The following is a 16,852-nucleotide window of genomic DNA, read 5'->3' as shown; positions in this document are numbered from 1 at the left end:
GCCCCGCCCCCGGGGTGTACAAGGGATGCGCCGGGACCGGCACCGCAACGGGTCCGGCCGCGGGACCGGGAAGTAAGTCCCTGTTCAATGCGACACCGCCGGGCAAGAATGAAGTATGTCTGCCGAGTCCGCCGAGTCCGCCGCCGGGCCCTCGCCCGTCGTGGTGGCCGTGCTTCCGGGACAGCATCCCGAGGTGCTGCAGACCGCGGGAGCGCTTGCCAAGCGCCTCGCCGCGCCTCTGGTCTGCGCGTATGTGGACGAGGCCAGCTACCTCGTGGAGTGGGATCCTGAGCGGTCCGCGCACCGACTGTCGCTGCATCCGGACACGGACAACGACGAGATCCGGGCGACAACCCAGGAGCTGCGCTCCACCATTGAGGCAAGCTGCGGCGGCCTGGGCATCGACTGGTGCCTGCGCACCCTGGCGGGCGACCCGGCCCGGGCGATCGGCAGGCTGGCCACCGAGACGAACGCGCTCATGATCGTGGTGGGGACCCCGGAACCCGGACTCGGCCACCGCATTTCGGCGGCGCTCAATGGCTCCGTGGCGGCATGGCTGAGCCACCATCAGGAGCATCCAATCCTGATCGTTCCGGCGGCAGGAAAATAAAGCGAAAGTAGTTATTCGGGGTGCTGGCGCTATCCCACTACCGCCGAGTAAGCTCGATACGTAGGCCGGATGAACCGCCTACCCAATAGCTGCTCCGGAGTGCGTATCCCCCAATAACGCACTCCGGAGCTCTTTAATTTCCGCCATGCGCCGAATTCACCGCCGGGCCGCCCCGAACGCTTGAAAACATACCCCTAGGGGGTATATGTTGAGGGCATGAGCGAGTCCGAAGTTCCCGTCACAGCCCCCCTGGCGCCCCACGAGGAGCGCGGCTACACCTCCAATAAGGAGGCCTACCTGCGCCGGCTCAAGCGGATCGAAGGCCAGGTGCGAGGCATCGCCCGCATGGTTGATGAGGACAAATACTGCATCGACATCCTCACCCAGGTTGCCGCCGTCACCAAAGCCCTGCACGCGGTGAGCCTGGGGCTCGTGGAAGAGCACATCGGCCACTGCGTCGTCGGCGCCGCCTCGGAGCCGGATCCGGAACTGCGGGCCGAAGCCATCGATTTCAAAGTCAAAGAGGCCGCCGATGCCATCGGCCGCCTCCTGCGCTAAGAATTGCACCACCCACCCCACCACCGGGCCGGGGAACCATCCCCTGCCCAGCGACAAGGAGCACGCCATGGGCACCGTTTCCACTACCGTCAACGTTTCCGGAATGACCTGCGGCCACTGTGTGTCCTCCGTCAGCGAAGAACTTGAGGCGCTCTCAGGCGTCGAAAAGGTCGACGTCGACCTCAAGGCCGGCGGCATTTCCAGCGTCACGATCACCTCCAGCGAAGCATTGTCGTTTGCCGAGATCGGCGAGGCGGTCGCTGAAGCGGGCTACCTCGTGGTCGCCACCGAGGCCTGAGCGCCCTTGCGGGCCGGCGGACGGCACAGAACGGACCGAGCGATGAGAACAGAAGGGCGCCGTGCGTAACGAGCAACTGCTGCACCAATCCGGAAGCCGTGTCATTGACCTCGATATCGAGGGCATGACGTGCGCCTCCTGCGTCAACCGGATCGAACGCAAACTCGGAAAACTCCACGGCGTCGAAGCCTCCGTCAATCTGCCCCTTGAGACCGCCCACGTCACCGTCCCGGCGGCCATCACAGACGAACAAATCACCGCCACCGTCGCCGCGGCAGGCTACAAGGCCACGATCCGGCCCCCCAAGCACCCGACTGACGCGAGTGGCCCCGCCGAAAGCCCCAAGCTCGGCCCCCGGCTCGTCGGGGCAGCCGTCCTCACCATCCCGGTGTTTCTCATTTCGATGTTCCCGGCCTTCCACTTCGCCAACTGGGGCTGGGCAGCAGCCCTCCTCGCCCTGCCCGTGGTTACCTGGGCGGCGTGGCCATTCCACCGGGCAGCCGCCGTCAACGCCCGGCACCTCTCCTCCACGATGGACACGCTCGTCTCCATTGGCGTGACGGCGGCCTACGTCTTCTCGGCCTGGCAGCTCTTCGCGGACCCGCTAATGACCGCCCACCCGGAGATGGACGGAACGGGGATGGACTCCGGCGGACTCTACTTCGAGGTTGCCTCGGTAGTCACCACGTTCCTGCTGCTGGGCCGGTATCTGGAGGCCAATGCCAAGCAAAAAGCCGGAGACGCCCTCAAGGCACTGCTGAATCTGGGTGCCAAGGATGCCACAGTGCTCCGCGACGGCCAGGAGCAGCAGATTCCCGCCGATCGGCTGGGGGTAGGCGACCTCATTGTGGTCCGCCCCGGCGAGAGGATTGCGACTGACGGCATCGTCGTCGAAGGGTCCTCCGCGGTCGACGCGTCGCTGGTCACGGGTGAATCGGTGCCGGTGGAAGTCGGCCCGGACAGCTCGGTCACGGGTGCCACCATCAACACCTCCGGCCGGCTGCTGGTCCGCGCCACGCGCGTCGGCGCCGAAACCACCTTGGCCCAGATGGGCCGGTTGGTCTCCGAGGCGCAGACCGGCAAGGCGCAGATTGCGCGCCTCGCGGACCGGATCAGTGCCGTCTTCGTGCCAGTGGTCCTCGCCATCGCCGTGGTGACCTTTGGCGCCTGGCTGCTCGCGGCCGGCCCGGAGATCAGCGACGCCGAACTCCGGGCAGCGTTTACGGCCGCCGTCGCCGTACTCGTCATTGCCTGCCCCTGCGCCCTGGGCCTGGCCACCCCGGTGGGGCTGCTCACCGGAACCGGCCGGGGCGCCCAGCTGGGCATCCTGATCCGGGGCCCCCAGGTCCTCGAGGACACCCGGACCGTTGACACCATCCTGCTGGACAAGACCGGCACCGTGACCACCGGCCACCTCGCCGTCGACGGAACAGAGGCCTTCGGAGCGTTCACCCCTGCGGAGGTTCTGCGTCTGGCCGGAGCCCTGGAGGCCGCGTCTGAACACCCGATCGCCCGCGCCATCACTGCCGCGGCACGGGACGCGGCACTGGTTACGGCACCGGGTACGTCACCGGACGCCGCGGCCGGGGCGCCGGCTGCAGGGAACCGCGAGGTCGCGAACGGCGGCGCCGGCCTGGCCGTCGTCGCCGGTTTCCGCTCCGCGCCCGGCGGCGGCGTCCAGGGCACCGTCGAGGGCCGGCTCCTGACGGCAGGCCGTACGGGCTGGCTGGAGCAGAACGGCATCGCGCCCGCCGCCGCGCAACTGGAGGCACTCAGCACCGCCGAAGCCTCCGGCGCCACAGCGATCTGGCTCACCGTGGACGGGGAGCCCGCCGGCATCATCAGCCTGCGGGACACGCTCAAGCCGGGCTCCGCAGCCGCGATCTCGCGGCTGCGCGGGCTGGGTCTCCGGCCGATCCTCCTGACCGGGGACAACGCCGCCGTGGCCGCGCAGGTGGCAGCCGCCGTCGGCATAGCTCCGGAGGATGTGTTCGCAGGGGTGCTGCCGGAGGGCAAGGTCGAGGCGGTGCGGAAGCTGCAGTCCGACGGCGCCACTGTCGCCATGGCCGGTGACGGCGTCAATGACGCCGCCGCGCTGGCCCAGTCGGATCTGGGCATCGCGATGGGCTCCGGCACGGATGTTGCAATCGAGGCCGCCGACCTGACGGTCATGGGCAACGATCTGGGGCAGGTCGCCCAGGCCATCGAGCTCTCCCGCCGGACCCTGGCGACCATCAAAACGAACCTCTTCTGGGCCTTTTTCTACAACGCCATCGGCATTCCCATAGCGGCCCTGGGACTCCTGAATCCGATGATCGCAGGGGGCGCCATGGCCGCGAGTTCCGTGCTGGTGGTGGCCAATTCGCTGCGGCTGCGCAGCTTCGGCAGGTAGGCCGGCCTTCGCCCGGGTCCCCCTCAGGCCGCGCCAAAGCGGGCGGCAGCTTTGGCTTTGGCCTTGGCAGCTTCCTCTCCGCGGTCCTTTGCCGGCGCGTGGGTCACGAGGGAGTCGAGCAGGTGCTGGGTGGCGTGGGCAATCTCGTGTACAGCCCGGTTGAAGGCCTCTTCGTTCGCCTTGGACGGCCTGGTGCTGCCACTGATCTTGCGCACGTACTGCAGCGCGGCGGCTTCCACCTCGGCGGTGGTCGCATGGGGTTCAAAATTATGGAGGGTCCGGATATTTCGGCACATAGCTCCATGCTAGGTGTCCCGAGGCCCGGGAACGAGGGCACCGCTACACGACGCCGGACCCGCATTGGGGCCGGCGCCGGCGGAACGCGCCTACGGTACGGGTTCGACGTCGTTCGCGTGGTCCAACGGGGCCGGCACCGGGGCGGCGCGCAGTTCGTCCAGCCGGACCAGGACCACACCGCCGACGATCAAGAGACCGCCGAGCAGCTGAATGGTGCCGGGCAGTTCGCCGAGCAACAGCCAGGCCCAGATGACGGCGAAGAGGACTTCGGTCAGCGACACGAAGGACGCCACCTTGGATCCGAGGGCCCGCGCGGCGACAATTCCGGACACGTACGCCAGGACCGTGGCCAGGACCACGAGGCCGCCGAGGGCGACCCACCAAGGGGTGATCCAGGGTCCCAGCCGCGTGTCGGCCGTGCCGAAGGCCATCGGCACCAGACCGGTGGCGGCCGCGAGCCACATTACGACGGCTCCGACCATCAGGCCGCCGGAAGCCAGGACAATCGGCGGGAGGGTGTCGTTTTCCTTGGCCGTGATGAAGAAGTAGATCGCGAGGCAGACCGCGGCCGCTATTCCCCACAGCACGCCGATCAGGTCGATCTTCACGGCACCCGTCAGGTCCAGGACCAGCACCAGTCCGCCCAGCGACAGCAGGGTGCCGGCGATGGTCAGCGGGCGGGGACGCTTCCGGCTCGCGGCCCACAGCCACAACACGATGATGACGGGCGCGAGGTACTCCAGCAGGAGGGCGACGCCCACCGACAGCCGGGACACCGCATTGAAATAGAACAGCTGGCACGCGGCGACCCCAATGACGCCGAAAAGCAGGATGGTCAGCCAGTTGTCCTTGAGTTGGTGCCAGCGGCCGCGCAGCGCCGGGATGGCGGGAACCGCGAGGATCAGCGCGGCGCCGGTGAGACGGCCCGTAACGGCGGCCCCGGGCGTCCAGCCCGTTTCGAGGAGGGCCTTCGCGAATGATCCGGAGATGCCGAAGACCGCCGAGGAGAACAACGCGATGCCCAGGCCCGAGGCCATGAAGCTGGACGCAACACCGGACCGCCTGGTGCCGGCCGTGGCGCCCCGCGCCGTGCCCGTTGTCTCCCCCATTGCGCTGCCGGCCGGTTCCGAGGCAGGCCGCAGGGCGGCAAGGTCTTGGACCGGGGCGGCGACGGTGCGGCGGGGGGCAGACACGGCATTCTCCTGTCAGGAGTAAAGTGGGGTTATGGTCATGACATTACGCCCGCGCAAGGTAAGGAGTCAAGATGGTCTTTGCCCCTGACACAGAAGTTGCCCTGCGTTCCGTGGTCAACCTCATCAACACCGCCGCGAACGGCCAGGAACATCTGGCCACGGTCGAGGACCTGGACGGTTTCCTGGCGGCTGAGGGCTTCACTGGCTCCCGGACATGGGACCAGGCCGAGCTGGAAAGCATACGGCGGCTCCGCGGCGAACTCGCCGAGCTCTGGGTGGCGGAGGAGGCCGCTGCCGCGGAGACCGTGAACCGGCTGCTCCGCGAGGCCCGGGCACTCCCCCAGTTGGTCAAGCACCATCCGTGGGACTGGCACTTGCACGCCACCACGCCCGAGGCCCCGCTGGCCGACCGGATGAGCACGGAGGCGGCCATGGCGATCGTGGACGTGATCCGCAGCAAGGAAATGGACCGCCTGCTGGTGTGCGCGGCGGAAGACTGCGACGCCGTCGTGCTCGATCTGAGCCGCAACCGCTCCAAGCGCTACTGCGACACGGGAAACTGCGCCAACCGCGCGCACGTGGCGGCATACCGGGCTCGCAAGGCGGTGTCCTGACCTGCGGGGCCCCGGTGTTGCGTGGTTAGGCCTGCGGCGTCAGGCGTGCGGTCCGTTGTCGCCGGAATCGGCCGAATCGACGGGGCCACCGGTTTCGGGCCCGGGCTGCACAGATGGGCCGCCGTGGCCGGAAGGCGACCGCTTGGAGCTGAGGTTGACGCCGGAGCCCTTCCCCAAGTGCTCGGCGTTGTCCTTGTAGCTCATCGAGAGCATGGCGGCCACCACGAGGATCACAATGAAGGCGATCCCGGCGCCGATGAAGGCCAGGTCAAAGCGGGGCGAACGGGCGCTGCCGCCCGAGGCGAAGATCAGGACGCCGAAGAACACCACGACGGCCCAGAACGCGGAGAACATGAGCGTTCCCTTGACCGAGGTCCGCACGTTGCGGGACGCTCCGGATTTCTGCTGTGCCAAGGTGTTTTCCTCCTGCAGCCTGCGCGGGAAGCGTGGCTGTCTTGTTACCGCAATTGTTCTACGCCGGGTAGAACCTGTCGGTACTAGTTTACGGCCTCCGCGGAATCGCCCCGAGCATCATGCCGCAGGGTCAGCCCGGACAACATCCACAGGACGCCACTGATGATGGCCCCGCCGCCGGCCACGCCGAGGAGCGCGTGCGCACCAAGGCCGATGAAGAACGGCAGCGCGATCGCCGTGCCCAGCCCGATCACGCCGGAGGCGATCCAGTCCCGGGCCAGGACGGAACGTCCGCGGCCCAGAATGCCCGCGAGCAGCTCCGCAATACCGGCAACGCCGAGACCGATTGCGGCGATCGTTCCGAAGACGAGGGAGCTGGGGATCATGGCCACGGCTGCACCGGCCCCGGCCAGGACGGCCCCGCCGGCAGAGAGGATCCTGCCAGCACGTTCACGCGGACGGTACCCGGACTTCGTCACCGTCCAGATCAGCACAACGCCGGTGGCCAGCAGGTACAGGCCGCCGGCCCAGCCCATGCCCGCCTCGGATGGCGCGGCCCAGAACACGGTCACCGCGCCAAACACGAGCGCAACGGCAGCCCTGACCAGCACGGGCTTCCAGAGGTCGGCCGCGGCGCGGATGGCAGGGGTCGCGTCAGGCGCTGCGGGAAGAGTCACCCGTCCAGTTTAGTGCGAAGCCGGCACTGCGCGCGCCGGGACCAGGACGCCAGCCGGCGGAGGTCCGGCGGCGGGCGGCGTCGGCCGGCCGGTCCGGCTCACCGCGCGCCGAGTACCATCCAGCGGTCCGTCCGCGCCCGAAGGCCCAGCGTCAGCGCCCGCGCCGCCATGTAGCCCAGGGAGAAGGCGGCCCAGAGCCACAGCAGCCCCGCGCCGCCGCCCGCGCCGGAGTGCCGCACCGCCAGGAGCAGGGGAAGATAGGCCGCGAGATTCACGACGCCGGCGATCGCGAGATAGCGGGCGTCGCCGGCTCCAATGAGGACGCCGTCGAGGACGAAGACGTAGCCGGCGACCGGCTGGCCCGCGGCAAGGACCCACAGGGCGAGCGTAAGCGCCGCCCGGACCTCGGCGTCGGACGTGAAGAGGGCGCCCGCCCACGGCGCCGCCGCCGCGAGGAGGATCCCGGTCAGGGCGCCGAAGCCGAGTCCCCACCGCGTCATGGTGCGCGTCAGCGCCCGGACGGCGCCGGGCCGGGCCGCCCCGAGTTCCTTGCCGATCAGGGCCTGGGCCGCGATCGCCAGGGAGTCCAGGGCGAAGGCGAAGAACGTGAAGATGGTCATTGCCAGCTGGTGCGCGGCAAGATTGACTGGACCCTGGGCCGTCACCACCACTACCGTGGCAAGAATCGCGATGCGCAGGCTGAGCGTGCGCAGCATGAGCCAGGAGCCGACCTTGGTCAGGGCCCGGATCCCGCGCCAGTCCGGCAGCAGGGACACCCCGTGGTTGCGGGCGTTGCGCCGGACGATCAGCACGTACACGGCCGCCATGGCCCATTGCGCGATGCTCGTGCCCACGGCGGAACCTGTCACGGACCAGCCCAGCCCGTAGACGACGAACAGGTTCAGCACGGTGTTCAGCGTGAATCCGGCAGCGGCGACGGCCAACGGGGTCCGGGTGTCCTGAAGCCCGCGCAGCACGCCGGTGCCCGCGAAGATGAGCAGCATCGCCACCAGGCCCGGCATGGACCCGCGCAGGTAGTCCATGGCATACCCGTGCACCTCGCCGCGGGCACCCATCAGGTCCAGGAGGGGCCCGGCGGCCAGGAAGCCGGCGGTCGCCAGGACGATGCCCAGCAGGAGGGCCAGCCAGATGCCGTCCCGTCCGGCAGCGAGGGCTTTTGCGAGCTGGCCGTTGCCGATGGCCCGCGCGACCGCCGGCGTCGTGGAGTACGCGAGGAACACCATGAGTCCCACGGCCGTGTGGAGGACCGCCGATGCGAGCCCGACGCCGGCCAGTTCGGCCACTCCGAGGTGGCCCACGATTGCCGAGTCCGCGAGCAGGAACAGCGGTTCGGCAATCAGGGCTCCGAAGGCCGGCACTGCCAGGCGGAGGATTTCCCGGCGGTGCCCCGTGGACGGCGGCAGGGTCTTGGGCAGGGAAGCGGAGGCAGGCACGGCTTAACCCTAGCGGGGTGCACGCGACGTCGCCCGGCGTCATTTAGTTGACTTTTCAACTAAACTGGGTAACCCTTAAGTTGAAAGTACAACTTCCTCGCTGCTTCGGCCCGTTCCGCAGTTTGGGGACTCCGCTTTTTGCGGATCCCATCGTTTCGCCCCGGCCGACGCGGCGGTCCACTCGAGAAAAGGCCCCCATGAACCAGCCCGCACTGACCACCTCCGCCCGAACCATCCTGCGCGTTATTACGGGATTCCTGTTCGCGGCCCACGGCTGGCAGAAATTCAACGAATTCACCATCGCCGGCACCCAGGCTGCCTTCACCCAGATGGGCGTCCCGGCGGCCCAGGCGGTGGCACCCGTCGTCGCGACCCTCGAACTCGTCGGCGGCGTCGCACTGATCCTGGGCGTGCTCACCCGCGTGTTCGCCGCCCTCCTCGCACTGGACATGCTCGGCGCCCTCTTCCTGGTCCACGCCTCCGCCGGCGTCTTCGTCGCCACCGGCGGCTACGAGCTGGTGCTGATCCTGGCGGCCGCCGCTCTGGCCGTGGCCCTCGTTGGCGCCGGCACGGTCTCTGTGGACAAGGCGCTCTTTGGCCGTAGCGGATCCCGGCTCCGCGTCCTCGCCTGAGGCGTTTTTCCCGGCACCTTTCAGCGCTCCCGGCGGGCGGTCACCTCGCGGTGGCCGCCCGCCGTCGCATGTCACCGGCTTCGGATGCCGGCGGTTCGCATGCCGCGGCTTATGGCGTCCCGGACAGCGATTGTGTCGCCGGCCCACGGCTCCCGGCCGGCCCTTCAGTAAACTCACAGCATGAGCGAGAACGCGCCCAATTCCGTGACCCTGCGCTTCCTGGCGGCCCCCACCGACGTCGGCCACAGCGGTTCGGTCGACGCCGGCACCGTGCTGGAGTGGGTGGACAAGGCGGCCTACGCGGCCGCCGTCGGCTGGGCAAAGTCCTATTGCGTAACGGCCTACGTGGGAAACATCCACTTCGCAGATCCGGTCAACAGCGGTGACATGGTGGAGGTCGAGGCCACGATCGTCTACACAGGGCGGTCCTCGATGCACATCCGCACCGTGGTGTCCTCGAGCGATCCCAAGGGCGGACCCGCCACCATGCGCAGTCAGTGCATCGTGATCTTCGTGGCCGTGGGCGCAGACGGCAAGCCCATACCGGTGCCGCAGTTTGAACCCGCGACGCCGGCAGAAATCGAGCAGCGGGACGACGCGCTGGCCCGGATCAAGGTCCGCGAAGAGATCGTCCAAGCCATGAGCGAGCAGGAATACACCGATGCCGGCACGGCCGAACGCGTGGTGCTGCGGTTCATGGCGGCGCCCACGGACGTGAACTGGGGCGGCAAGGTCCACGGCGGAATCGTTATGAAGTGGATCGATGAGGCCGCGTACGTCTGCGCCTCCCGGTACTGCGGAAAGGACACCGTCGCCGTGTTCTCCGGCGGCGTGCGGTTCTACCGTCCGTTGCTGATCGGCCACGTCGTGGAAGTGGAGGCCCGGCTGGTGTACACCGGCACGAAAGGCATGCACATCGCCGTGCACGTCCGTTCGGGAGACCCCAAGGGACGCGAGCTGAACCTCACCACGTACTGCCTGACGGTCATGGTGGCCCGCGACGAGACGGGCACATCGGTCCCGATCCCGCAGTGGGTTCCGGTCTCCGACGAAGACAAGCGGCTGCACGCCCATGCCCGCGAACTGCTGGAAATCCGCGGCCGGGCCCCCGGGAACCGGCTGCCCAACCATCTGCTCGCGGCAGGCGGCAGCTAGGTCCTGGCCGGGCCGGCGGGCGGGGTTGGTCCTGGTCGGGCTGACGGGCGGGCCGGGCCAGCCGGGCGGGCCGGCTAGAAGCCGCCGCCACCGCCGGCGTCGGCCGCCATGTTGGCAAACCGCGAGTAGTGGCCCTGGAAGGCCACAACAATGTCTTTCGTGGGGCCGTTACGGTGCTTGGCGATCAGGATGTCCGCCTCGCCGGCGCGCGGGGACTCTTTGTCGTAAACATCTTCACGGTGCAGCAAGATCACCATGTCGGCATCCTGCTCGATGGAGCCGGATTCACGCAGATCCGAGACCATGGGCCGCTTGTCCTGTCGCTGCTCCGAGCCACGGTTCAGCTGCGACAGTGCAATCACGGGGACCTGGAGTTCCTTGGCCAGGAGCTTCAGCGCACGGGAGAACTCGGAGACTTCCTGCTGACGGGATTCCACCTTCTTGCCCGAGCTCATCAACTGCAGGTAGTCCAGGATCACGAGCTTGAGGTCATGCTGCTGTTTCAGGCGCCGGCACTTGGCCCGGATTTCCATAAGCGACATGTTGGGGCTGTCATCGATGAACAGCGGGGCATCGTTCATGCGGCCCATCGTGGTGGCGATCTTGGACCACTGCTCGTCTTTGATGGTGCCCTTGCGGAGGTCTTGAAGGCCGATCGTGGCCTCGGCGGACAGCAGGCGCATGGCGATCTCGTTGCGGCCCATTTCGAGGGAAAACATGACGGTGGCGAGGTTGTTCTTGATGGCGGCCGAGCGGGCGAAGTCCAACGCGAACGTGGATTTTCCGACGGCGGGGCGCGCGGCGATGACGATCATCTGGCCGGGATGCAGGCCGTGGGTCAGTTCATCGAGCTCGTAGAAGCCGGTGGGGACACCCACCATGCCCTCGCCGCGGTGTCCCGAGGCCTCGATCTCGTCCACCGTGGACTCCATGACGTCCTTGAGGACCACGTAGTCCTCGGCGGTACGGCGTTCGGCGACGGCGTAGACCTCGGCCTGGGCCTGGTTGACGAGGTCCTCCACCTCGCCGTCCTGCCCGTAGCCGAGCTGAACTATCTTGGTGCCGGCGTTGACAAGGCGGCGCAGCACCGCGCGTTCGCCCACGATTTCGGCGTAGTATCCGGCGTTGGCGGCGGTGGGGACCGTCTGGATGAGTTCGTGCAGGTAGGCGGGTCCACCGATCCTGTTGATTTCCCCGCGTTTGGTCAGCTCGTCCGAGACCGTCACGGCATCGGCAGGTTCACCGCGGCCGTAGAGGTCAATGATGGCCTCGTAGATGGTTTCGTGTGCCGGACGGTAGAAGTCCTGGCCGCGCAGGATCTCGACGACGTCGGCGATGGCGTCCTTGGAGAGCATCATGCCACCCAGGACTGACTGCTCCGCGGGAATGTCCTGCGGGGGCTTGCGGCTGCCCTCGGCTCCCCGCGTACCCTCGACTGAGTCCAGATGCGTAACTGACAAAACTGCCGTCCTTCATTGTGTGCCGCGGCGGATATCCTTTCGCCGCGGCGCGTAAGCGCTGTGCGGTGATGCCCAGCTGCCCTGATGCCTAACTGCTGCGGTGCCCACCCGCTGTGGTGACGCCCAACTGCTGGGGTGCCCAGCGGCTGTTATGCCCAACTGCTGCGATTCCCAACTGCAGTGATTCCAAACTGCTGTGATTCCCAACAGCGGTGATTCCCAACAGCATTGCCTGGCGCCACCCAATTCGTATCGGTCAGCTCCGACAATTCGCGCCGGTCCTCCCTGCGCGGTTCTCCACAGCACTGGTGCGGCCGTACGCCGCCGGGATCCCGGGGCGGGTTTCCTCAATGGGCACCGCCCGGCGACCGAAGGATTTCCGCTTCCAAAGCCCGATGTCCTGCAACGTTATCCCCCGATCGGGCAGGCACCAACCCGGACGGTGCGCCGCCCTGTGGATAACCTGTGCACTAGTGGCAGATGCTTGTGCACAGTCTGTGGGTAGAGCTGTGGATAGAAAAAAAGTTGAGTCCGTAATCCGTTCTTGACCTGCGGAAACATTGGATTCATCTTGTGGACACAAAACTATTTTCGCCAAGGTTCATCCACAGCCTGCACCTTGCGGCTGGGGATACGCCGCGGCATGGGAGGCCACATTCGCGGCCTGATGCACGCATTTTGTGAGCGGACTCACGCCATTGGGGAGGATTGAGGTGGAGTTGACGCGGGCCGCGGCGCACTGTAGACGGGGTGCAGAACATGCTGTGGATAACCGCAATCTGGCATAAGCTCTAACCATGGGCGATGTACTGATAGTCATGTTGCCTGCCCTCATTCTGGCGGCGGTGCTCTGGGCGGTCACCACGGTCCTGAAACCGCGGAATTTCGGCATCTCAGACGCCGAGCGCTACCAGCGGGAACTGGCAGTAAAGTCCCAGGCCCACTATGCCGCGCAAGTCGAGGCTGCCGTGGCCGCCCGAGCCCGGATTGAAGCGACCACGCGCCCAAGCCAGAACTCCCAGCAGCAGTCGCAACAAGAGGACCATGCCCGCTCAGCGTTGCTCTCCCGGAACGCCTCGGCCCCTGCAGGGACGCGGCACGGAGACCCCCTGCTCGCCGTCGGACACCTCAGTCCCCAGCTCCTCCAGGAGCTGCAGGCGCTGGCCCGCAGCGGCCATAAGATCAAGGCCACCCGGCTGCTTCGGCAGTCGACGCACTCAGACCTCAAGACCGCCAAGAATTATGTAGATCGGCTGTAGCACATGGAAGCACTGCTCATCCCCGTCCTGATCCTGGTGCTCGTGGCCGCTGGCGTGCTGCTGGCGGTCCGGGCATGGAGCCGCCGCGGCCAACGCTCCCGACCGGAGGCCATGCCACAGCCGGACCCCGACTCCGCGGAGCTCGCCCGGGCGGCGGCCGCCAAGCTCAACCAGGAGCAACACCGGCGGCTGTACGCACTGATCGCGCAGGGACAGGCCATGGCGGCCATCAAGGTGTACCTCGAAGCCACGGGAGAAGGCCTCCGGGCGTCCCGCGACGCTGTCGCGGCTCTAGCGGCCCACCCCCAGCCGTTCCGTGCCCCAGAGGCCGTCAAGGAGCCGGCCCCGGACGAGGACGAGGTGCCGCAGCGGTTTTCGTACCGCTACCGCGCGATCGCGAGCAAGGGCGACGTCACGCGCGAGGTGAGCAGCAACATGCTCAATGACGAGATCTACGGGAGAATCCGCACCCTGGCAAAGAGCGGCGACACCGAGGCGGCGGCGACCGCACTGACCCGCCACTCGGATATTTCCATGAAGCAGGCCAGAGAGTTTATCGCTCTGCTCGACGACTGATCACGGACAGCTCGAAGAGGCCCGGATTGCCCGGCCTGTAGACGCTACCGCTGGCCGGAGATCCCGGCGAGCAGCTGCTCAAACGGCAGGGACTCCAGCATGGCCGGCTTCTGTTGCGACCCTGAGTCCTGGAGCAGGCGGACGAACTCCCCTGCCGCCCGATCCACGCGCACGGACAGCGGCGAGCCGCCGTCGTCGTTGTTTCCCCAATCCTGGGGACCGGCGAAGACTGCGGTGGCCGCGATCCGGGTCCGAAGGTAGGTGAACAGCGGCCGCATCGCGAAGTCCAGCACCATCTGGTGCCGGTCCGTGCCGGCGGTGGCACCGAGGAGAACCGCCTTGCCCTCCAGTGCCTTGGGATCGAGCACGTCGATGAAGGACTTGAATAACCCGCTGTAGGACGCGCTGAACACCGGGCTGACGGCGATGACGCCGTCGGAGGCCTCGACGCCGGAGATCACGTCTGCCAGCCGCGGAGCTGCATAGCCGGTGACGAAGTTGTTGGCGATGTCCACGGCGAGGTCCCGCAGTTCCACGACCTCGATGTCCACGGCGTAGCCGGCCGCAGCAAGCTGCCGCTCGGCCGAAGCCGCCAGCTGATCCGCCAGCAGTCGGCTCGACGAGGGGACGCCGAGTCCGGCGGAGATAACGGTGATACGGCGGGTTTCCACGGAGTGCTCCTAAGTTGAATCAAGGTCAGCAATGCTAATACATGCATTTGCATCTACCTACACAAGAGGCGGCCGCATGGATTTATTCCCGCCCCCGTTGCGCCATCATTCCTGGTCCCCAAGAGGGGGGAATAACAACCGCAGCTGATGGCGCAACGGCTCAGAGCATGACCCATCCCTCGATGCAGCTCGTGGAATCTCCGCCCACCCAGATGTCCTCACCGGCGGCCTCGACGTAGATCCGGCCGGCGCGACCCAAGGCGGTCCCCTGCGCCGCGACGAAGGCCTCCGGAGCACGTCCGCTGCGGATCAGCCACTGGGCCGCGCCGGCGTTGAAGCTGCCCGTGACGGGGTCTTCCGCGGCGGCGTCCCCCGGAACAAAGGTGCGCACCTCGAAGTCGACGGCGGATCCGGCCCGGTGCCGCCCGATGACGCCCACCTTGAGCCCGGCCATCGCCGCATAGTCCGGGCGGATGCCCAGCACCTGTTCTGCCGATTCCAGCAGCACACCGATCCAGTCCGGGCCGTTGACCAGCCACGACGCATCCAGCAGGGCTTCCCGGGGCAGCCCCAGGCCGGCGGCGATACGCCCCAGGTCTTCCTCCGCCACCGCTCCCGAGCGGGTCAGCGGCGGGGCCGCGAACGCGAGGCGTCCGGCGTCGCGCTTCACCCTCACCAGTCCGGCACCGCATTCCTGGACCACCACATCGTCCTGCTGCGGGATGCCGCCCGCCTCAAGCCAGGCGTGCGCCGAGCCCAGGGTGGGATGGCCGGCAAAGGGAAACTCTTCGCTGCCGGTAAAGATCCGCACCCGGTAGTCGGCGTCGGGGTGCGTGGGCGGCAGCAGAAACGCGGTCTCCGCAAGATTGGTCCAGTTGGCGAACTGCTGCATTGTCCCTGCCGCGAGCCCCTCGGCGTCGACGACGACGGCCAGCGGGTTTCCGCGGTACGGCTCGGCGGAGAAAACGTCGACCTGGTTGAAGGGACGAAGGCGGGGCGACGCGGCGGGATCAGGGTTCACCGCAGCAGGCTAGCATCAGCGCCCCCAATAGGGGCCGTGAGTGACCCGCGTTGACGTTAAAGCAGAAGGCCCCCGCTGTCGGATCCTCAGAGGGATCCGACAGCGGGGGCCTTCCGGCAGTCCGGGACTGCCTAGCCGGGGAGGCGAGTAGTCGAAAAGACTACTTGCCTGCGACGACGTCGAGTTCGATCACAGCGGAAACGTCGTCGTGCAGACGGACGTTTGCCTGGTAGGAACCGGTCGACTTGATGTGTGCCGGCAGTTCAACCTTGCGCTTGTCGATGCGGCCCAGGCCAGCGGCCTCAACAGCGTCGGCCACGTCGCCCTGCTTGACGGTGCCGAACAGGCGTCCGGTTGCGCCAGCCTTGACGACCAGCTTGACCGGCTTGGCGGAGAGTGCAGCGGCCTGCTTCTGAGCGTCTTCCAGGGAAGCGTGCTCGCGGGCAACGCGGGCAGCCTTGATGGACTCAACCTGCTTCTCGCCACCCTTGGACCAGGTCAGGGCGAAGTTGCGGGGCAGCAGGTAGTTACGTGCGTAACCGTCCTTGACCTCGACAACATCGCCAGCAGCACCGAGACCGGTTACTTCGTGGGTCAGAATGAGCTTTGCCATGTTAGTTAATCCCTTCCTTAGCCGCGGCCAGCGCCGGAGTAAGGCAGCAGAGCAACTTCGCGGGCGTTCTTGATTGCCTGGGCGATCTTGCGCTGTTCCTGCACCGTGACGCCAGTGACGCGACGGGCGCGGATCTTTCCGCGGTCGGAGATGAACTTGCGCAGCAATGCTACGTCCTTGTAGTCGATGACAGTGATGTCAGCGGCCTTCAAGGGGTTGGACTTTGGTTTGGGCTTACGGAGTTCAGCCTTAGCCATCGTGGAGCTCCTATTCGATGGAGCCCGTGGATATTGATCCACGGGATGGTGGTGATCCGGCGCAGTCTGCACCCGGCCGCCTTGCGGCGTCCCGGCGGCTTTCGTTGCCGGACCTTAAATGTTGTTTAGAAGGGAGGTTCGGAATCCGGGCCGTTGCCCCAGCCGCCGCCTGCATTGCTGACCCCGGGCGTGGCCCAGGGGTCTTCCTGCGCAGCGGGCTGGTTGCCGCCCCAGTTTCCACCGGCGTTGCCGCCCTGGTTTCCACCAGAGTTGCCACCGAAACCGCCGCTGTTGCCGCCGCCGAAGCCGCCCTGTCCACCCGGAGCGCCGGAGCGCTGGGTGCGGTTGACCTTGGCATTGGCGTAGCGCAGGCTCGGGCCGATTTCATCGACCTCGAGCTCGATAACGGTGCGCTTCTCGCCTTCTTTGGTTTCGTAGGAACGGCTCTTCAGCCGGCCGGAGACGATCACGCGCATGCCCTTGGTCAGGGATTCGGCGACGTTTTCGGCTGCTTCACGCCAGACCGACGCGCGGAGGAACAGGGTTTCCCCGTCCTTCCACTCATTGGACTGCCGATCGAAGGTACGGGGAGTAGAAGCGATGGTGAAATTCGCTACGGCCGAACCGGACGGTGTGAACCTGAGTTCGGGGTCACTGGTGAGATTACCGATGACCGTGATAGTGGTTTCGCCTGCCATCTA

General features: G+C 67.2%; 20 protein-coding genes. 9 read left to right on the top strand and 11 right to left on the bottom strand.

All coding sequences use genetic code 11. The annotated features are described in order from the left end of the window. Positions 1–115 precede the first annotated feature (115 nt). The 4 genes from ACVWZ7_RS11655 to ACVWZ7_RS11640 all read left to right on the top strand — a co-directional run bounded on the left by ACVWZ7_RS11655 (position 116) and on the right by ACVWZ7_RS11640 (position 3,858). Positions 116–610, top strand: coding sequence for a universal stress protein (locus ACVWZ7_RS11655; RefSeq protein ID WP_456507928.1), 495 nt, complete (start codon positions 116–118; stop codon positions 608–610). A gap of 216 nt (positions 611–826) precedes the next feature. Next, the gene (locus ACVWZ7_RS11650; RefSeq protein WP_344364844.1) at positions 827–1,168 is read left to right on the top strand and encodes a metal-sensitive transcriptional regulator; all 342 of its coding nucleotides are present in this window, start codon (positions 827–829) and stop codon (positions 1,166–1,168) included. A 67-nt stretch (positions 1,169–1,235) separates the two neighbouring features. After that, positions 1,236–1,466, top strand: a complete 231-nt coding sequence (locus ACVWZ7_RS11645) for a heavy-metal-associated domain-containing protein (RefSeq protein ID WP_344364847.1) — start codon at positions 1,236–1,238, stop codon at positions 1,464–1,466. A gap of 61 nt (positions 1,467–1,527) precedes the next feature. Beyond that, complete coding sequence (locus ACVWZ7_RS11640) at positions 1,528–3,858, top strand: heavy metal translocating P-type ATPase (RefSeq protein ID WP_344364849.1); 2,331 nt, start codon at positions 1,528–1,530, stop codon at positions 3,856–3,858. A gap of 23 nt (positions 3,859–3,881) precedes the next feature. On the opposite strand, the gene ACVWZ7_RS11635 is transcribed toward ACVWZ7_RS11640, so the two are convergent. Next, positions 3,882–4,154 carry a DUF2277 domain-containing protein gene (locus tag ACVWZ7_RS11635; RefSeq protein ID WP_116766764.1) on the bottom strand — a complete coding sequence of 91 codons (273 nt, stop codon included), beginning with the start codon at positions 4,152–4,154 and terminating at the stop codon, positions 3,882–3,884. 90 nt (positions 4,155–4,244) lie between these two features. Beyond that, a complete protein-coding gene (locus ACVWZ7_RS11630) occupies positions 4,245–5,192 on the bottom strand; it encodes an EamA family transporter (protein ID WP_344365302.1) in 948 nt (315 codons plus the stop codon). Between the two features lie 227 nt (positions 5,193–5,419). On the opposite strand from ACVWZ7_RS11630, the gene ACVWZ7_RS11625 reads away from it, so the two are divergent. Further along, positions 5,420–5,962: a CGNR zinc finger domain-containing protein gene (locus ACVWZ7_RS11625; RefSeq protein ID WP_344364852.1), complete on the top strand. Its 543-nt coding sequence runs from the start codon at positions 5,420–5,422 to the stop codon at positions 5,960–5,962. A gap of 39 nt (positions 5,963–6,001) precedes the next feature. Here ACVWZ7_RS11625 and ACVWZ7_RS11620 read toward each other — a convergent pair whose 3' ends face one another. The 3 genes from ACVWZ7_RS11620 to ACVWZ7_RS11610 all read right to left on the bottom strand — a co-directional run bounded on the left by ACVWZ7_RS11620 (position 6,002) and on the right by ACVWZ7_RS11610 (position 8,507). After that, a complete protein-coding gene (locus ACVWZ7_RS11620; RefSeq protein WP_091248436.1) occupies positions 6,002–6,376 on the bottom strand; it encodes a hypothetical protein in 375 nt (124 codons plus the stop codon). Positions 6,377–6,459: 83 nt separating this feature from the next. Continuing rightward, positions 6,460–7,053, bottom strand: coding sequence for a hypothetical protein (locus ACVWZ7_RS11615; protein WP_344364855.1), 594 nt, complete (start codon positions 7,051–7,053; stop codon positions 6,460–6,462). Between the two features lie 98 nt (positions 7,054–7,151). Beyond that, positions 7,152–8,507, bottom strand: coding sequence for an MATE family efflux transporter (locus ACVWZ7_RS11610; protein WP_456507927.1), 1,356 nt, complete (start codon positions 8,505–8,507; stop codon positions 7,152–7,154). A 197-nt stretch (positions 8,508–8,704) separates the two neighbouring features. Between ACVWZ7_RS11610 and ACVWZ7_RS11605 the strand changes: the two genes are divergently transcribed. Both ACVWZ7_RS11605 and ACVWZ7_RS11600 read left to right on the top strand, forming a co-directional pair. After that, positions 8,705–9,139, top strand: a complete 435-nt coding sequence (locus tag ACVWZ7_RS11605; protein ID WP_091248439.1) for a DoxX family protein — start codon at positions 8,705–8,707, stop codon at positions 9,137–9,139. 180 nt (positions 9,140–9,319) lie between these two features. Then, positions 9,320–10,294: an acyl-CoA thioesterase gene (locus ACVWZ7_RS11600; RefSeq protein WP_116766768.1), complete on the top strand. Its 975-nt coding sequence runs from the start codon at positions 9,320–9,322 to the stop codon at positions 10,292–10,294. Positions 10,295–10,368: 74 nt separating this feature from the next. Here ACVWZ7_RS11600 and dnaB read toward each other — a convergent pair whose 3' ends face one another. Beyond that, positions 10,369–11,754, bottom strand: a complete 1,386-nt coding sequence (gene dnaB, locus ACVWZ7_RS11595; protein WP_018775337.1) for a replicative DNA helicase — start codon at positions 11,752–11,754, stop codon at positions 10,369–10,371. A 797-nt stretch (positions 11,755–12,551) separates the two neighbouring features. Between dnaB and ACVWZ7_RS11590 the strand changes: the two genes are divergently transcribed. Then, positions 12,552–13,013 (top strand): hypothetical protein, encoded by a 462-nt coding sequence (locus ACVWZ7_RS11590; RefSeq protein WP_456507926.1) that lies wholly within the window; start codon positions 12,552–12,554, stop codon positions 13,011–13,013. A gap of 3 nt (positions 13,014–13,016) precedes the next feature. Then, positions 13,017–13,589: a hypothetical protein gene (locus ACVWZ7_RS11585; RefSeq protein WP_116766770.1), complete on the top strand. Its 573-nt coding sequence runs from the start codon at positions 13,017–13,019 to the stop codon at positions 13,587–13,589. Between the two features lie 44 nt (positions 13,590–13,633). Here the strand turns inward: ACVWZ7_RS11585 and ACVWZ7_RS11580 are convergent, their stop codons facing one another. The 5 genes from ACVWZ7_RS11580 to ACVWZ7_RS11560 all read right to left on the bottom strand — a co-directional run bounded on the left by ACVWZ7_RS11580 (position 13,634) and on the right by ACVWZ7_RS11560 (position 16,849). Continuing rightward, on the bottom strand, positions 13,634–14,260 hold the full coding sequence (locus tag ACVWZ7_RS11580; protein WP_456507925.1) for an FMN reductase: 627 nt from the start codon (positions 14,258–14,260) through the stop codon (positions 13,634–13,636). A 160-nt stretch (positions 14,261–14,420) separates the two neighbouring features. Continuing rightward, the gene (locus tag ACVWZ7_RS11575; RefSeq protein WP_456507924.1) at positions 14,421–15,281 is read right to left on the bottom strand and encodes a PhzF family phenazine biosynthesis protein; all 861 of its coding nucleotides are present in this window, start codon (positions 15,279–15,281) and stop codon (positions 14,421–14,423) included. A 160-nt stretch (positions 15,282–15,441) separates the two neighbouring features. Then, positions 15,442–15,894 carry a 50S ribosomal protein L9 gene (rplI, locus tag ACVWZ7_RS11570; RefSeq protein WP_018775331.1) on the bottom strand — a complete coding sequence of 151 codons (453 nt, stop codon included), beginning with the start codon at positions 15,892–15,894 and terminating at the stop codon, positions 15,442–15,444. Between the two features lie 17 nt (positions 15,895–15,911). Further along, positions 15,912–16,151 (bottom strand): 30S ribosomal protein S18, encoded by a 240-nt coding sequence (gene rpsR, locus ACVWZ7_RS11565; protein WP_003800144.1) that lies wholly within the window; start codon positions 16,149–16,151, stop codon positions 15,912–15,914. A gap of 125 nt (positions 16,152–16,276) precedes the next feature. Beyond that, positions 16,277–16,849 carry a single-stranded DNA-binding protein gene (locus ACVWZ7_RS11560; protein ID WP_116766774.1) on the bottom strand — a complete coding sequence of 191 codons (573 nt, stop codon included), beginning with the start codon at positions 16,847–16,849 and terminating at the stop codon, positions 16,277–16,279. Positions 16,850–16,852 lie beyond the last annotated feature (3 nt).

The sequence above is a fragment of the Arthrobacter sp. TE12232 genome (assembly GCF_054062615.1).
Note: the sequence above shows the minus strand (reverse complement) of the source record. Positions and strands in the feature narration are given on the sequence as shown.

Excerpts from the sequence above, each read along its gene's own strand:
- rpsR (WP_003800144.1), bottom strand. The coding sequence starts at position 16,151 with ATGGCTAAGGCTGAACTCCGTAAGCCCAAACCAAAGTCCAACCCCTTG.
- rplI (WP_018775331.1), bottom strand. The coding sequence starts at position 15,894 with ATGGCAAAGCTCATTCTGACCCACGAAGTAACCGGTCTCGGTGCTGCT.
- ACVWZ7_RS11560 (WP_116766774.1), bottom strand. The coding sequence starts at position 16,849 with ATGGCAGGCGAAACCACTATCACGGTCATCGGTAATCTCACCAGTGAC.
- ACVWZ7_RS11645 (WP_344364847.1), top strand. The coding sequence starts at position 1,236 with ATGGGCACCGTTTCCACTACCGTCAACGTTTCCGGAATGACCTGCGGC.
- ACVWZ7_RS11630 (WP_344365302.1), bottom strand. The coding sequence starts at position 5,192 with ATGGCCTCGGGCCTGGGCATCGCGTTGTTCTCCTCGGCGGTCTTCGGC.
- ACVWZ7_RS11625 (WP_344364852.1), top strand. The coding sequence starts at position 5,420 with ATGGTCTTTGCCCCTGACACAGAAGTTGCCCTGCGTTCCGTGGTCAAC.
- ACVWZ7_RS11600 (WP_116766768.1), top strand. The coding sequence starts at position 9,320 with ATGAGCGAGAACGCGCCCAATTCCGTGACCCTGCGCTTCCTGGCGGCC.
- ACVWZ7_RS11635 (WP_116766764.1), bottom strand. The coding sequence starts at position 4,154 with ATGTGCCGAAATATCCGGACCCTCCATAATTTTGAACCCCATGCGACC.
- ACVWZ7_RS11650 (WP_344364844.1), top strand. The coding sequence starts at position 827 with ATGAGCGAGTCCGAAGTTCCCGTCACAGCCCCCCTGGCGCCCCACGAG.
- ACVWZ7_RS11590 (WP_456507926.1), top strand. The coding sequence starts at position 12,552 with ATGGGCGATGTACTGATAGTCATGTTGCCTGCCCTCATTCTGGCGGCG.
- ACVWZ7_RS11605 (WP_091248439.1), top strand. The coding sequence starts at position 8,705 with ATGAACCAGCCCGCACTGACCACCTCCGCCCGAACCATCCTGCGCGTT.
- ACVWZ7_RS11655 (WP_456507928.1), top strand. The coding sequence starts at position 116 with ATGTCTGCCGAGTCCGCCGAGTCCGCCGCCGGGCCCTCGCCCGTCGTG.
- ACVWZ7_RS11585 (WP_116766770.1), top strand. The coding sequence starts at position 13,017 with ATGGAAGCACTGCTCATCCCCGTCCTGATCCTGGTGCTCGTGGCCGCT.